Genomic DNA, 14,478 nt, shown 5'->3' on the forward strand with positions numbered 1-14,478 from the left:
GCTGCCCGTTCGGGTGACGTGATCGCCTAGTGGTGGTCGTGCGAGGATTCGAGCTCGGTCTGCGAGACCGGGTCGATCCTGTCCTCGAAGAACCAGCGCGACAGGCTGGCACGGGCACGCTGCCCGACCGTGATCTTGCCGCGGGCGTTCGGGCGGATCATCAGGGGCTGGTAGCTCTCGTGGCTGACGAGCTTCCAGCGCTCGTACTCGTCGACGGGCTCGTGCACCTCGATGTACTCGCCACCGGGGAGGCGGACGATGCGTCCGGACTCGTAGCCGTGGAGGGCGATCGAGCGGTCCTTCTTCTGCAGGGCCAGGCAGGTGCGCTTGGCGATGAAGTACGCGATGACCGGTCCGACGAAGAGCAGGACCTGCAGCGTGCGGATGACTCCTTCCATCGTGACGTGGAAGTGCGTCGCGATGATGTCGGAGCTGGCCGCTGCCCAGAGGCACGCGTAGAAGGTGACGCCTGCTGCACCGATGGCGGTGCGGGTCGCGGCGTTACGCGGGCGGTCGAGGATGTGGTGTTCGCGCTTGTCGCCGGTGACCCACGCCTCGATGAACGGGTAGATCAGGACGGTCACGATGAACAGACCGACGACGCCGAGGGGGACGAGGATGCCGAGCGACAGGGTGTGGTCGAGGATCACGATGTCCCAGTTGGACGGAGCCAGTCGGAGCACGCCGTCGGCGAAGCCGATGTACCAGTCCGGCTGGGTTCCCGCTGAGACCGGGGACGGGTCGTACGGGCCGTAGTTCCAGATCGGGTTGATCGTGAACAGCGATGCCATGAGCATCACGACACCGAAGACGATGAAGAAGAACCCGCCAGCCTTCGCGGCGTAGACCGGGAGGACGGGGAAGCCGACGACGTTCTGCTGTGTGCGCCCGGGGCCGGCGTACTGGGTGTGCTTGTGCACGACGACGAACAGGAGGTGCAGGGCGATGAGCACGAGGATGATCGCCGGGAGCAGCAGGATGTGCAGCGAGTAGAGACGCCCGACGATGTCGGTGCCGGGGAACTCGCCTCCGAAGAGCAGGAACGAGGTCCAGGTTCCGATCAGCGGGATGCCCTTGACCATGCCGTCGATGATGCGGAGGCCGTTTCCGGAGAGCAGGTCGTCAGGCAGCGAGTACCCGGTGAAGCCCTCAGCCATGGCCAGGATGAAGAGGATGAATCCGATCACCCAGTTCAGCTCGCGCGGCTTGCGGAAGGCTCCGGTGAAGAAGATACGCAGCATGTGCAGGCCGATGGATGCGACGAAGAGCAGGGCTGCCCAGTGGTGGACCTGGCGCATGAGCAGGCCGCCGCGGATGTCGAACGAGAGGTCGAGGCTCGACGCCATTGCGGCGGACATCTCGATGCCCTTGAGCGGGACGAACGATCCTTCGTAATGGACCTCGGCCATCGACGCCTGGAAGAAGAACGTCAGGAACGTTCCTGACAGAAGGATGATGACGAAGCTGTACAGCGCCACCTCACCGAGCAGGAAGGACCAGTGGTCGGGGAAGATCTTGCGGCCGAGCTCCTTGACGGCGGTCGAGATGCTCGTGCGCTCGTCGATGTAGTTCGACGCCGCTGCGGTGAAGCCACCGGACTTCTGAGCCGGTGTCGTGGTTTCGGCGGGGGCCGTGACGGTGTTCAATGACGCTCCCAGAAGCTTGGGCCGACAGGTTCGAGGAAGTCGCTCTGGGCGATGAGGTAGCCCTCGTCGTCGATCGCGATGGGAAGCTGCGGGAGGGGACGGGCTGCCGGGCCGAAGATGACGGCGCAGTGGTTGGTGACGTCGAACTGCGACTGGTGGCAGGGGCACAGCAGGTGGTGGGTCTGCTGCTCGTACAGGGCGACAGGGCAGCCGACGTGGGTGCAGACCTTGGAGTACGCGACGATGCCGTCGTACGACCAGCCCTTCTTGTCCTCATCCTCGACGAGGTCTTCCGGCTTGAGGCGCATGAGGAGGACGATGGCCTTCGCCTTCTCCTCCAGATAGCCCTCCGAGTGTCCGACTTCGGCCAGGCTCTCCGGGATCACGTGGAACACGGAACCGACGGTGACGTCTGAGGCCTTGATGGGCACGCCGGACGGGTCGCGGGCGAGTTTCTCGCCTTCCTTCCACATGGTGTGCTTCAGGAGGTCGACCGGGTTCTGGTTCTCAGGCGCGAGGCCACGGAACAGTACGACGGCAGGCAGCGGGAACGCGATGAGCGCGCCGATGAGGCTGTTGCGGATCAACGAACGGCGACCGAAACCGGACTCGGTGTTCGCCTCGTCGAAGATCTCCACGGCACGAGCCCTGGTGTCTTCGCTTCCGCGGACCGGGTGGCGGATGTCGATGCCCTCCTGGTCGTGCATGATCGCCTTGCCCCAGTGCACGGCCCCGATACCGAGGGCGAGCAGTGCGAGCGCGAGGCCGATGCCGATGAAGAGGTTGTTCAGCCTGACGGACTCGAGGTCCTCCGGGATGATCGGGAACGCCATGTACGCCGCGATGGCCCACACGCTGCCCACGATCGACAGGTAGAAGAGGGTGTAGACCGTGCGCTCAGCACGCTTGTCCTTCTTCGGGTCGATGTCGGTGACACGGTGCCTGTGCGGGGGGAATCCCGGGTTCGGAACCGCGTCCCTGGCCACAACCGCCGTACCGACGGCGTGTTCGATGCCGTGGCCGTGGTCTGACGAGTCGGCAGCGGCGAGTTCCGTGCCGCTGTTACCGTCCTGTGCCATTGTGCTCCTTCGTAGTTCTGCGCGTTGTCATTGCCCGGTGCCTAGTTCGACCGCGCCGTGATCCACACGGTGATCGCGACGATGGTCCCGAGGCCGAAGATCCAGAGGAACAGGCCTTCGGCGACGGGGCCGAGGGAACCGAGCGGGTGTCCGCCAGGCGACGGGCTGTTCTCCATGAACTTCAGCGCGGAGATGATGTCGCGCTTGTCTTCCGGTGAGAGGTTGGCGTCGTTGAAGACCGGCATGTTCTGCGGTCCGGTGACCATTGCCTCGTAGATGTGCTCCGGGGCGACCCCGGTCAGCGCTGGGGCGTACTTGCCCTGGGTCAGAGCGCCACCGGCTCCGGCGACGTTGTGGCACATGGCGCAGTTGATCCGGAACAACTCGGCGCCGTTGGTGAGGTCGCCTTCTCCGTCGAGGAGTTCATCGTCGGGGATGCCGGGGCCTGGTGCCGTCGTCGCGACGTACTCCGCGAGCGACTGGATCTGCTCCTCGGTGAACTGGACGGGCTTCTCCGGTGCCTGCGGGCCCTGGGCCTGCATCGGCATCCGGCCGGTTCCGACCTGGAAGTCGACCGCTGCCGCTCCGACGCCGATCAGGCTGGGGGCGACATCCGTGCCGTCGAGGTCGAGACCGTGGCACGACGCGCAGTTGGCCTGGAAGAGCTTCTTGCCGTCCTCGACGCTCGCGGCCGACACTGCGTGAGGAGTCTCGGCGCTTGCGGTACTCGTGGAGAAGGCTGCGTATGCGCCACCGGTGAACAGCAGCCCTGCGGCGATCAGGGAGATCGTGGCGAGAGGGGAACGGCGGCCCTGCTTACGGCCCGTGCGGGCGGAGGGTGATGGTGTCCTGAGCATTCGTGTGCGTCTTCCGGTTGCTATTTCAGTATGTAGATGACGAAGAAGAGACCGATCCAGACGACATCGACGAAGTGCCAGTAGTAGGAGACGACGATCGCGCTTGTCGCTTCCTTGTGGCCGAAAGCCTTGACGGCGTACGAACGGCCGATCACGAGGAGGAAGGCGATGAGGCCGCCCGTCACGTGCAGACCGTGGAAACCGGTGGTGAAGTAGAACGCGGAACCGTAGGCGTTGGAGGAGAGCGACACGCCCTCGCTGACGAGGGTCGCGTACTCGAAGATCTGGCCGGCGACGAAGATCGCGCCGAGGGCATAGGTGAGGAAGAACCACTCGACCATGCCCCATTCGCTTGGCTTCCAGCCGATGGAGCGCGGCTGCATCCGCTCCGCAGCGAACACGCCGAACTGGCAGGTGAACGAGGACGCCACGAGGATGATCGTGTTGACCGTCGAGAACGGAATGTTCAGCAAAGCGGTCTCGCTGGCCCACAGGTCCGGTGCCACGGAACGGAGGGTGAAATAGATCGCAAACAGGCCCGCGAAGAACATGACCTCGCTGCCGAGCCACACGATGGTGCCCACGGCGACAGTGTTTGGCCTGTTGATCTTCGGGGCTCTCGCCGCATAGTTCAATGAAGTGCTCGTCACCCTTCCATTATGGCCGATATCCCGGCAGCTTTTTCGCAATCGGGGCCCCTCAGGCCCGAGTCTTTAGTTAGGCGAGCCTTAGTTCTGGCCGGGAGTCGACCGGGAATTCGCCCAACTGTCCGCTGTCGATACCATTTGAGCTATGTCTGATTCCCCGAGCTGGCCATACATCCTCACCGAACTGCTGGGTGGCACCGACCTCAGCGTCGCCGAAGCCACCTGGGCGATGGAGCAGGTCATCAGTGGGGAGGCCACCTCAGCGCAGATCGCCGCGTTCCTCGTCGCGCTCAGGGCGAAGGGTGAATCCGTCAACGAAATCGTCGGATTCCGCGACGCGATCCTCGAAAAATCCGTGCATCTGCCGGTCGACTCGATGGCCCTCGACATCGTGGGAACGGGGGGAGACCGATTCGGCACGGTGAACGTCTCGACCATGGCCTGCGTCGTCGTCGCGGCAACGGGTGTTCCTGTGATCAAGCACGGCAACCGCGCCGTCAGCTCGACGTCAGGAGCGAGTGATGTGCTGTCTGCCCTCGGCATCGACCTGACCCTGTCGCCGGATGCCGTCGCATCCGCCCTCACCGAAACAGGGATCACGTTCGCTTTCGCCTCCGCTTTCCACCCCGGATTCCGCCATGCGGCGCCGGTGAGGGCCGAACTCGGGGTACCGACCGTGTTCAACTACCTCGGCCCGCTCTGCAACCCTGCCCGCCCTGAAGCCTCCGCGGTGGGCGTCGCGCAGCTCGACAGGGTCCCCCTCTTCGTCGGGGTCTTCCAGACGCGGGGCGCGACAGCACTCGTCTTTCGCGGCGACGACGGCCTCGACGAGCTCACCACGACGGGGCACTCCCACATCTGGGAGATCAGCAGGGGACTCGTCACCGAGCACGACCTCGACCCGCGCGACCTCGGCATCCCCAGGTCGAGGATGAGCGACCTCATCGGCGGGGACCCGCAGCACAACGCCGGGGTCGTTCGCCGGGTGCTTGAAGGCGAGCAGGGTCCTGTGCGTGACATCGTGCTGCTGAACGCCGCAGCAGGCCTCGTCGCGTACCGGCTCGCTGAGGACCCCGCCCAGATGCAGGTGGGCATCCTTGAGCGGTTCGCCGAACAGCTCGAGGTGGCCAGGGAGTCGATCGACTCCGGCCGAGCGTCGGCGAAGCTCGACGAGTGGGTGGCAGCGACACAGGCGGCCCGCTGACCCCTTCCGTGCGCAGGTCGCAGACGGCTAGGTTGAGTGCAGGCTGCCCCAGCCGGCACCAATCCCCGGTTCGCGCACAAGCAGGAGAGTTCAATGAAGAAGCTCATCAACGACCCGAAGAACGTCGTCACCGAAGCGGTCGAAGGATTCGCGTCAGCGCACGCGGACATCGTTCGCGCCTCGACGGATCCGATTTATCTGGTCAGGGCGGATGCCCCGTCGGGCAAGGTCGGAATCGTCTCGGGCGGCGGAAGCGGGCACGAGCCACTGCACGGCGGGTTCGTCGGCTATGGCATGCTCGACGCCGCGGTCCCCGGCGCCGTGTTCACCTCGCCGACTCCTGACCCCATCGTCGCCGCAACCACCGCGGTGGACGGAGGCAAGGGTGTGCTGCACATCGTCAAGAACTACACCGGCGACGTGCTCAACTTCGAGACAGCTGCCGACCTCGCCGGTGCCGACGGTATCGAGGTTCGGAGTGTCATCGTCAACGACGACGTCGCCGTCCAGGACTCGCTCTACACCGCCGGCCGCAGGGGAGTGGCGGGGACGGTCCTCGTCGAGAAGATCGCCGGTGCCTCGGCCCAGCGTGGTGACTCACTCGATGAGGTGACCGCAGTCGCCGAGAAGGTGATCGGTCAGGTCAGGTCGATGGGCGTCGCGCTCACCCCGTGCGTGGTCCCTCACGCCGGCGAGCCGAGCTTCATCCTTGAAGACGACGAGATCGAGATCGGCATCGGCATCCACGGTGAGCCGGGGCGCGAGAAGGTCAAACTCCAGCCGGCCGACGCGATCGTCGACCGTCTGCTCGGTCCTATCCTCGACGACATCCCGTTCGCCTCAGGCGACAAGGTCCTGCTCCTCGTGAACGGGATGGGCGGGACACCGCAGGTCGAGCTGTACATCGTCTACAGGCACGCAGCAGAAGTCCTCGCCGCCCGCGGTATCGAGGTCACCCGCTCCCTCGTCGGTAACTACACGACGTCGCTGGAGATGCAGGGCATGTCGATCTCGGTGCTCAAACTGGACGATGAGCTGACCGAGCTGTGGGACGCGCCCGTCCAGACCGCAGCACTCCGCTGGGGCCGCTGACCCGTGATCGCGACGCAACGAGAGGACACCCGATGAGCCTGGGCACCGAGTGGGTCACCGAATGGGTGCGGTCGAGCGCCGCCGTCATCGCCGAACACCGGGTGGAGCTGATCACTCTGGACCGGGACATCGGAGACGGCGACCACGGCGAGAACATGGACAGAGGTTTTTCCGCTGTTCTCGCCAAGCTCGACGACCTCCCCGTCGACGCGATCCCCGCAGACGTGCTCAAGCTCGTCGCGACGACGTTGATCTCGACGGTCGGTGGAGCGGCAGGCCCTCTCTACGGGACGGCGTACCTCAAAGCCGCTGGCGCGGTCGCAGGGAAGACCGACCTCGATGCGGCTGCGATCGCGTCGCTCCTCGGCGCCGCACGCGACGGGATCGTCCTCAGGGGCAAGGCGGAGCCGGGCGACAAGACGATGATCGATGCCTGGACGCCCGCGGTCGATGCCGCGGAAGCGGCCGTCGCTGACGGCGCATCGGAGGTCGGCGTGCTCGAGGCGGCGGCGGCAGCGGCGGAGTCCGGGGCAGAGGCCACGGAGCCGCTGGTCGCCCGCAAGGGACGCGCGAGCTACCTGGGGGAGCGCGCCATCGGGCACAGGGACCCGGGAGCCCAGTCGACAGCCCTGCTGCTGCGGGCGGCGGCCGATCGCGCCGCAGGCGTGTCGGCGCCATGACGGTCGGCCTCGTCTTCGTCTCGCACAGTTCGAAGATCGCCGACGGCCTGGTCGACCTCGCCGGGCAGATGGCCCCTGACGTCGCCCTCGTCGCGGCAGGCGGCACGGACGACGGCGGGATCGGGACCAGCTTCGATCTCGTGACCGCGGCGATCGGTCAGGCGGACACTGGAGACGGTGTCGTCATCCTCTGCGATCTGGGGTCGGCCATCCTCACGGCCGAGACCGCTCTCGACTTCCTCGATGACGGGGCGCGCTCCCGAGTGGCCATCATCGATGCGCCGCTCGTCGAAGGCGGCGTTGCCGCCGCCGTCGCCGCACAGACCGGGCAGGACAGAGGCGATGTCGCTGCAGCGGCCAGAACGGCGTTCGAGAGGCCTGAGTCCTCCGTCGCGCCGCAAGAGGACCGACCGCCTTCCGGATACTCCCGCGTCGTCACCGTGATCAACCGAGACGGGCTCCATGCGCGCCCTGCCGCCGATTTCGTCAAGCTCGCAGGCACGTTCACCTCACGGGTCACCGTCAACGGCAAGGACGCGAAGAGCCTGCTCGCGATCATGGCCCTCGGTCTCGTTCGCGGACGCGATGCGGAGATCGCCACGGAGGACCCGGACGGCCAGCCTGCCGTCGACGCTCTGGCCGACCTGGTCGCCTCGGGGTTCGGCGAGGACTGAGCTCACACGCCTCCGGTACGTGTGTGACTGGAGTTGTCAGTGGTGCGCGTGTGACGCGGTTCTGTTAGGTTAGCCGACGGCGCACATACCTCATCTCACAGCAATGCACGGAGAAGCGACCCGGCGAGTCGCGGTCTGGGGGTGTGCTGCATCGCCGGGCGGTTCTGGCCTGGCGTCACAGAGGGGGCACAATCCATGAGGGTCAGAAGACGATCGATCGCGGCCGGACTGGCGCTCCTTCTCGCTGCAGGTTCCCTCCTGGCGGCGTCCCCGGCATCCGCTGCCCCCAGCTATCCGACCTGGGAAGACCTGCAGGCGGCACGGAGCGATGCCGCCGCCGCCGAAGTGCAGATCACCGCCGTCGCCGACCTGATCGCGTCCCTCGAATCGGCGGCAGCAGAAGCGACCATCACCGCGCAGAAGGCCGCGGAGACCTATCAGGTTGCCAGGGACGCCGAGGCCAGGGCGCAGGACGCCGCCGACCGTCTCGCTTCTGAACTCTCGGAGGCAACGGCGGAGGCCGCTGCCGCGTCCAGACAGCTCGGCTCGCTCTTCGCGCGGATGGGCAGGAACGGGAACGCCGACGTCTCGGCGGCGCTGCTCGTCGACTCCACGAACGCAGACAACGCGCTCTACCGTCTCAGCGCCGTGTCGAAGCTCACGTCCCGCTCAGCGCACCTCGTCGACGACGCCGAGCAGGCCGCGAACGCGGTGACCTCGTTGAGCGCGCAGGCGGATGCCGCCGCCACCGTGCTCGAGGACGCCGCGGCAGAGGCCGAATCCCGGCTGGCCGATGCCGACGCGGCGGCGGACGCCGCCGACGCGCGTCTCGCGGAGCAGCAGGAGCACGAGGGCGAGCTGTACGCCCAGCTCGCGTTCCTCTCCGACGCGTCCCTGTCGATCGAGGAAGCCTACCTCGCCGGAGTCGCCGCACTGGCGGACCGCGACGAGACCGCGCCGCCTGCGGCACCGGCGACACCGTCTGCACCGGCCGGACCGTCGACACCGGCAGCCCCGCAGACTCCGCAACCGGCACCAGCCCCAGCGCCGGCCCCGGCTCCCAGCCCGACACCGAAGCCACCCGTGCCAGGGAACGGCGGGGGAGCGCCACTCGCGGGCACAGCGGCAGCGCGAAGCGCCGTGGCGTTCGCCACAGCGCAGGTCGGAGACTGGTACCGGTTCGCCGGCGAGGGTCCGAACGTGTGGGACTGCTCGGGCCTCACGATGATCGCCTACCGGCAGGCAGGGGTCACCATCGGCGCCCACACGGTCGGAGCCCAGTACCGCTACCTTCGCGATCGTGGTCGCCTCGCCCCGGTCAGCGGAGGACTGCGTGCGGGCGACCTGCTGTTCTACGCCCAGGGTTCGACGACGGACAGCCAGCAGATGTATCACACGACGATGTACATCGGCGGAGGCATGATGGTCGAGGCGCCGCAGCGCGGCAAGCAGGTGCAGATCACTCCGCTGCGTACTCTCCGCCTTGTCCCGTACGCCGGCCGGCCCACCGGATAGCGGCCATTAGCAGGTTCCTGAGAATTCGTCAAATCGGGAGTACCATGATCCCATGGTCCGGATCAAGAACACGGAGACCACTGACGGCCGGCTGGTCCGGTCGGCTGCGTGGGTCGACCGCAAACTGACACCCGTCTTCGGCCCGCCCCCGGTCGGGCCGTACGCCGACGACGACAGGGCGCCGGTGTCCACCTGCCCGGTCTGCGGGCATCCGATGGCGGAGCATCGCATCGATCACTCTGCGCGCAACGCCATTCTCGAATGTCCTGCGCCGATCGACCACAACCTGGAGTTCAACGATCACTCGCCCCTCGACGAACTCGGGATGCCGTCGCACGGCCCGCGACCGGCGAAGAAGGGGCGATGAGCGGCACTCAGACGCTCACGCCGGGTGAAACAGCCGAGGAACTGAGGGGGAGCGGTTTCCGGCACGAAGGCGCGGAACTCACTGCCTCCTTCCGTACGGGTGACTTCGCCACCGGCGCCCGTCTCGTCGCCGCCATCGCCGAGGTTGCTGAGGACCTCAACCATCACCCCGACCTGACGCTCAGCTACGGAGTGGTCGGGGTGCGACTCTCGTCACACGACGCGGGTGGAGTGACAGGGCGTGATCTCGAACTCGCCCGCAGGATCACCGCGGCGGCCGGTGCCGTCGGCGCTGACCCGTCCCCGGCCGGCTGAGGGCGCGATCGGGCCGCCGACGGCGACGGGGCGCTGAAGACTCGCGATCACCCGGATCGGGGGATACCTGGCCTTCTTCCGACTCGAAGAATAGGACGAAACGAGTGCTCGAGCGCCACTCCGGCGCGGGCGGAACTCAGGAGGGCCACGATGCCGAACGGTAAACCGAACATTCTCGTGATCTGGGGTGACGACATCGGCATCACCAACCTCAGCTGCTACAGCGACGGTCTGATGGGCTACCGGACGCCGAACATCGACAGGATCGCCGAAGAGGGGATGCGTTTCACCGACTCGTACGGCGAACAGAGCTGCACGGCAGGCCGGTCCTCGTTCATCACCGGCCAGAGCGTGTTTCGGACCGGGTTGAGCAAGGTGGGGATCCCCGGCGCGGACATCGGCCTGCGGGCCGAAGATCCGACCATCGCCCAACTGCTGAAGCCTCACGGCTACGCGACGGGGCAGTTCGGTAAGAACCACCTCGGAGACAAGAACGAGTTCCTGCCGACCGTCCACGGTTTCGATGAGTTCTTCGGCAACCTCTACCACCTCAATGCCGAGGAAGAACCCGAATCGGCGAACTGGCCGAGCCCGACGGAGTTTCCGGAGTTCAACGAGCGATCCCGACCGCGAGGAGTGATTCACTCCTGGGCCACCGAGGAGGACGACGACACGGTCGACGGCCGTTTCGGCAGACGGGGGAAGCAGAGGATCGAAGACACCGGCCCGCTGACGAAGAAGCGGATGGAGACGATCGACGACGTCTTCGCCTCGGCAGCCCAGGACTTCATCGGGCGTGCCCACGACGCAGACACACCGTTCTTCGTCTGGATGAACACCACGCACATGCACTTCAGGACACATCCGAAACCGGAGAGCGTCGGACAGGCCGGGCGATGGCAGTCCGAATATCACGACACGATGATCGATCACGACAACCTCGTGGGCGACCTGCTCGATCAGCTCGATGAACTCGGCATCGCCGATGACACCATCGTCATCTACTCGACGGACAACGGCCCGCACATGAACAGCTGGCCCGATGCAGGCATGACACCGTTCCGGAGTGAGAAGAACACCAACTGGGAGGGTGCATTCCGCGTCCCGGAGATGGTTCGCTGGCCCGGCCACGTCCCGGCCGGTGTCGTATCGAACGAGATCATCCAGCACCACGACTGGTTGCCGACGTTCCTCGCCGCCGCCGGAGACACGAGCGTCGTCGATGAGCTCAAGGAGTCGAAGACGATCGGCGACACGACGTTCAAGGTGCACATCGACGGCTACAACCTCCTCCCGTACCTGACAGGCGAGGTGGACGAGAGCCCGCGCAAGGGACTGGTGTACTTCTCCGACGACGGAGACGTCGTCGCACTGCGCTTCGACAACTGGAAGATGGTGTTCATGGAGCAGCGCACGGCCGGCACCCTGGCCGTGTGGGCGGATCCGTTCGTCCCGCTGAGAGTTCCGAAAGTGTTCAACCTGCGGACGGATCCGTTCGAGCGCGCCGACATCACGTCGAACACCTATTACGACTGGCTTCTCAACAACGCCTACCTGGTCTACGCAGGACAATCGATCATGACGAAGTTCCTCGCGACGTTCGTGGAATTCCCCCCGCGTCAACGCGCCGCCAGCTTCAGCATCGACCAGGCGGTGGAGAAGCTGGAGACCATGCTCGCCGGTGGGGACTGACGGAACAGCGGATGGCGTCACTCACCGAATCATCGATGACGAACCACTCTCGCGCATCCGCCGACTTCATCCGGCTCGATGGCGGCGAATTCACCATGGGCACCGACGGGCTCTACCCGGAGGAGGCACCCGCCCATCGTGTACGGGTCGGCGGATTCCGGATCAGCCCGACCGCCGTCACGAACCGGCAGTACGCCGCCTTCGTCACGGCCACCAGGTACCGGACCGTCGCCGAACGACCTCTCGACCCCGCCGATTTCCCCGGTGCTCCTGCCGAGAACCTCGTGCCGGGGTCGATGGTGTTCACCGGTACCCCTGGACCGGTCGACCTGCGACACCTGAGTCAATGGTGGGCGTGGACACCTGGGGCGAACTGGCGGCGCCCGTTCGGCCCGGGGTCGACGATCGGGAACCGTGCGGAGCATCCTGTCGTGCACATCGCCTACGAGGATGCCGAGGAGTATGCGGAGTGGGCGAAGAGCCGCCTGCCAACGGAGGCCGAATGGGAGTTCGCAGCGCGAGGCGGGCTGGACGGAGCGCGGTACACGTGGGGCGACGAGCCCGAGCCGCCCGATCAGCCTCGCGCCAACTACTGGCACGGCGAGTTCCCCTGGCGAGCGAACCCCGGCTACGGGTCGACGGCCCCTGTGGGTTCGTTTCCCGCCAACGGCTACGGGCTGTTCGACATGTCTGGCAACGTCTGGGAGTGGACGTCGGACTGGTACAGGGGGTACGAAGCCGGGCACGGCTGTTGCGCTCCCGAGAACCCCAGGGGAGGGAGCAGGGACGCCAGCATCGATCCTGCCGAGCAGTTCCCCGTGCCCAGGAAGGTCGTGAAGGGCGGATCGTTCCTCTGCGCCGACAGTTACTGCATGCGCTATCGCCCCGGCGCCAGGCGCCCGCAGATGGTCGACACCGGCATGAGTCACGTCGGGTTCAGATGCGCCGGCTGAATCGCATCAGCGGCTTGTGATCACCCGGAGCGGGGGATGCCCGGTCCGTCTCCGACGCGAAGAATGACGGCAACCAGACGTTCCGTGCCTCCGCGAGGAGCGTGGGTGGTGATTCCGAGCGGAAGGGGTCGAGATGCCCAACGGTGAGGCGAAGGGCAGCGACGTCGAAGCGCCCCCGTTCAACGGCCGTCTCGCCCTCCTGCTGGCGATGGCGATGTTCGTGCTCGTCGTCGACACCTCGATCATGAACGTGTCGATCTCGGCCGTCGTGAAGGACATCGGTGTGGGCGTCAGCGACGTCCAGTCAGCGATCGCGCTCGAAGCGCTGGTCTCAGCGGCATTCATCCTCATCGGGAGCAAGGTCGGCGACCTGATCGGCCGTAAACGCGCCTACGTCCTCGGACTGCTCGGCTACGCCATCGGGGCCCTGGCCATGACTCTCGCCCAGAGCATCGTCCCGATCATCATCTTCTGGGCCGTCATCGGCGGCCTCGGCGCCTCCCTGCTCCTGCCATCGATGCAGTCGCTCATCCACGGAAACTTCGAGGGGGCACACCAGCAACGCGTGTACGCCCTCGTCGGCGCGTCCGCGGCGATTGCGGCCGCTGTCGGTCCGCTTATCGGCGGCTTCATCACGACATTCCTGTCCTGGCGTGTCGCCTTCCTGCTCGAAGCCGTCATCATCGCGATCGTCCTCTCCGGGATCAAACTCGTGCACGACGTGCCGTACACGGGGAGCAGGGAGATCGACTTCGTCGGCGCGGTCCTCTCCGTCGTCGGAATGGGCGGCATCGTCCTCGGCATCCTCGTCTGGCAGGAGGGCGGGGACCGCGTCGCCCTGCTGATCGGAGTGGGCGCCATAGCCCTCGCCGGTCTCGTTCTCTGGCTGGTCCGACGTAAACGACGCGAAAAGGCGACGCTCCTGGATCCGGAGCTCTTCCGTATGAAGACGTTCCGGTTCGGGATCTCGCAGCAAATGCTCCAGCAGATCGCGCTCGGCGGCACGATGATCGTGCTACCGCTCTACCTCCAGATGGTGCTCGAGTACAACGCGATGCTCGCCGGCCTGTCGATCGCGCCGTTGTCGCTGACCATGTTCGGAGTGGCGATGCTCGCAGGAAAACGGGTCGGAAGACGCAGGCCGGCCATCCTCGTGCTGTGGGGGTTCGCGCTCCTCGTTGTCGGCCTGGTGATCCTCATCCCGATCATCCCGCGCGCAGACAGCGGGTGGTGGATGGTCGTGCCGCTCGTCATCGCCGGGTCCGGTGTCGGACTCCTCGTCTCCCAGCTCAACAACTACACGTTGTCGCCGGTCTCGGATGAGCGTGTCAGCGAGGCCGCCGGGGTCAATTCCGCCGCCGGTTCATTCGGGCTCTCGTTCGGACTGGCGTTCGCAGGGGCCATCATGCTCGCGGCCCTCGCGCCGGTCTTCAGCACCATGGCCGAGTCGAGCACCGTTCTCCCGGCGAGCGAGCAGCAGCAGGTCGCAGAGGCGCTCGACAGGGATGCTCAGATCCTCAGCACCACTCAGCTCGAGGAGCAACTCGCCGGTCAGCCTGAGGAGATCCAGGACGAAATCATCCGGATCAACACGGACGCCCGTGCCATCGCTCTCCAGATCGCGCTCCTGATCCCGATCCTTGCCGGGCTGGTCGGCTTGTTCCTGTCGACCAGGATGTTGAGAATCCCCGATCCGAAACCGGCGGGGGACGGAGCAGGGATGGTCATCGGTTGAGGCGCTGAGGGCGTTTCGCCGCA

Annotated in this window: 14 protein-coding genes; 10 read left to right on the forward strand and 4 right to left on the reverse strand. The window is 66.2% G+C overall.

Annotated features, from left to right (window positions below):
* Nucleotides 1-26: 26 nt before the first annotated feature.
* From qcrB to ctaE, 4 genes are read right to left on the reverse strand one after another with little or no spacing between them, the layout of a single operon-like run.
* The gene (qcrB, locus tag AC1M0F_RS01215; protein ID WP_480236386.1) at nt 27-1,646 is read right to left on the reverse strand and encodes a cytochrome bc1 complex cytochrome b subunit; all 1,620 of its coding nucleotides are present in this window, start codon (nt 1,644-1,646) and stop codon (nt 27-29) included.
* Nucleotides 1,643-2,725 (reverse strand): cytochrome bc1 complex Rieske iron-sulfur subunit, encoded by a 1,083-nt coding sequence (qcrA, locus tag AC1M0F_RS01220; RefSeq protein WP_480236387.1) that lies wholly within the window; start codon nt 2,723-2,725, stop codon nt 1,643-1,645. Before qcrA ends, qcrB begins: the two co-directional genes overlap by 4 nt.
* A gap of 41 nt (nt 2,726-2,766) precedes the next feature.
* Complete coding sequence (qcrC, locus tag AC1M0F_RS01225) at nt 2,767-3,582, reverse strand: cytochrome bc1 complex diheme cytochrome c subunit (RefSeq protein WP_480236388.1); 816 nt, start codon at nt 3,580-3,582, stop codon at nt 2,767-2,769.
* A gap of 20 nt (nt 3,583-3,602) precedes the next feature.
* The gene (ctaE, locus tag AC1M0F_RS01230; RefSeq protein WP_480236389.1) at nt 3,603-4,232 is read right to left on the reverse strand and encodes an aa3-type cytochrome oxidase subunit III; all 630 of its coding nucleotides are present in this window, start codon (nt 4,230-4,232) and stop codon (nt 3,603-3,605) included.
* Nucleotides 4,233-4,374: 142 nt separating this feature from the next.
* Between ctaE and trpD the strand changes: the two genes are divergently transcribed.
* From trpD to AC1M0F_RS01280, 10 genes are all read left to right on the forward strand, one after another.
* On the forward strand, nt 4,375-5,433 hold the full coding sequence (gene trpD, locus AC1M0F_RS01235; protein ID WP_480236390.1) for an anthranilate phosphoribosyltransferase: 1,059 nt from the start codon (nt 4,375-4,377) through the stop codon (nt 5,431-5,433).
* Between the two features lie 93 nt (nt 5,434-5,526).
* The gene (gene dhaK / locus AC1M0F_RS01240) at nt 5,527-6,525 is read left to right on the forward strand and encodes a dihydroxyacetone kinase subunit DhaK (RefSeq protein WP_480236391.1); all 999 of its coding nucleotides are present in this window, start codon (nt 5,527-5,529) and stop codon (nt 6,523-6,525) included.
* Nucleotides 6,526-6,557: 32 nt separating this feature from the next.
* Entirely contained in the window at nt 6,558-7,205 is a 648-nt protein-coding gene (gene dhaL, locus AC1M0F_RS01245) for a dihydroxyacetone kinase subunit DhaL (protein WP_480236392.1), read from the forward strand.
* A complete protein-coding gene (gene dhaM, locus AC1M0F_RS01250) occupies nt 7,202-7,879 on the forward strand; it encodes a dihydroxyacetone kinase phosphoryl donor subunit DhaM (RefSeq protein WP_480236393.1) in 678 nt (225 codons plus the stop codon). Before dhaL ends, dhaM begins: the two co-directional genes overlap by 4 nt.
* A gap of 195 nt (nt 7,880-8,074) precedes the next feature.
* On the forward strand, nt 8,075-9,394 hold the full coding sequence (locus AC1M0F_RS01255) for a C40 family peptidase (protein ID WP_480236394.1): 1,320 nt from the start codon (nt 8,075-8,077) through the stop codon (nt 9,392-9,394).
* Between the two features lie 52 nt (nt 9,395-9,446).
* Entirely contained in the window at nt 9,447-9,761 is a 315-nt protein-coding gene (locus AC1M0F_RS01260) for a hypothetical protein (RefSeq protein ID WP_480236395.1), read from the forward strand.
* Complete coding sequence (locus AC1M0F_RS01265; RefSeq protein ID WP_480236396.1) at nt 9,758-10,075, forward strand: 4a-hydroxytetrahydrobiopterin dehydratase; 318 nt, start codon at nt 9,758-9,760, stop codon at nt 10,073-10,075. The genes AC1M0F_RS01260 and AC1M0F_RS01265 overlap by 4 nt, the downstream gene beginning before the upstream one ends.
* A gap of 150 nt (nt 10,076-10,225) precedes the next feature.
* Nucleotides 10,226-11,767, forward strand: coding sequence for an arylsulfatase (locus AC1M0F_RS01270; protein WP_480236397.1), 1,542 nt, complete (start codon nt 10,226-10,228; stop codon nt 11,765-11,767).
* Nucleotides 11,768-11,778: 11 nt separating this feature from the next.
* Nucleotides 11,779-12,720 carry a formylglycine-generating enzyme family protein gene (locus tag AC1M0F_RS01275; protein ID WP_480236398.1) on the forward strand — a complete coding sequence of 314 codons (942 nt, stop codon included), beginning with the start codon at nt 11,779-11,781 and terminating at the stop codon, nt 12,718-12,720.
* 133 nt (nt 12,721-12,853) lie between these two features.
* The gene (locus AC1M0F_RS01280) at nt 12,854-14,455 is read left to right on the forward strand and encodes an MFS transporter (protein ID WP_480236399.1); all 1,602 of its coding nucleotides are present in this window, start codon (nt 12,854-12,856) and stop codon (nt 14,453-14,455) included.
* Nucleotides 14,456-14,478: the final 23 nt, after the last annotated feature.

Source organism: Mycetocola sp. Y719, from assembly GCF_056713205.1.

What these genes read in the sequence shown, in the direction of transcription:
- qcrC (WP_480236388.1), bottom strand. Translation starts at nt 3,582, where the DNA reads ATGCTCAGGACACCATCACCCTCCGCCCGCACGGGCCGTAAGCAGGGC.
- dhaK (WP_480236391.1), top strand. Translation starts at nt 5,527, where the DNA reads ATGAAGAAGCTCATCAACGACCCGAAGAACGTCGTCACCGAAGCGGTC.
- trpD (WP_480236390.1), top strand. Translation starts at nt 4,375, where the DNA reads ATGTCTGATTCCCCGAGCTGGCCATACATCCTCACCGAACTGCTGGGT.
- AC1M0F_RS01270 (WP_480236397.1), top strand. Translation starts at nt 10,226, where the DNA reads ATGCCGAACGGTAAACCGAACATTCTCGTGATCTGGGGTGACGACATC.
- AC1M0F_RS01265 (WP_480236396.1), top strand. Translation starts at nt 9,758, where the DNA reads ATGAGCGGCACTCAGACGCTCACGCCGGGTGAAACAGCCGAGGAACTG.
- dhaM (WP_480236393.1), top strand. Translation starts at nt 7,202, where the DNA reads ATGACGGTCGGCCTCGTCTTCGTCTCGCACAGTTCGAAGATCGCCGAC.
- AC1M0F_RS01260 (WP_480236395.1), top strand. Translation starts at nt 9,447, where the DNA reads ATGGTCCGGATCAAGAACACGGAGACCACTGACGGCCGGCTGGTCCGG.
- dhaL (WP_480236392.1), top strand. Translation starts at nt 6,558, where the DNA reads ATGAGCCTGGGCACCGAGTGGGTCACCGAATGGGTGCGGTCGAGCGCC.
- AC1M0F_RS01255 (WP_480236394.1), top strand. Translation starts at nt 8,075, where the DNA reads ATGAGGGTCAGAAGACGATCGATCGCGGCCGGACTGGCGCTCCTTCTC.
- AC1M0F_RS01275 (WP_480236398.1), top strand. Translation starts at nt 11,779, where the DNA reads ATGGCGTCACTCACCGAATCATCGATGACGAACCACTCTCGCGCATCC.
- AC1M0F_RS01280 (WP_480236399.1), top strand. Translation starts at nt 12,854, where the DNA reads ATGCCCAACGGTGAGGCGAAGGGCAGCGACGTCGAAGCGCCCCCGTTC.
- qcrA (WP_480236387.1), bottom strand. Translation starts at nt 2,725, where the DNA reads ATGGCACAGGACGGTAACAGCGGCACGGAACTCGCCGCTGCCGACTCG.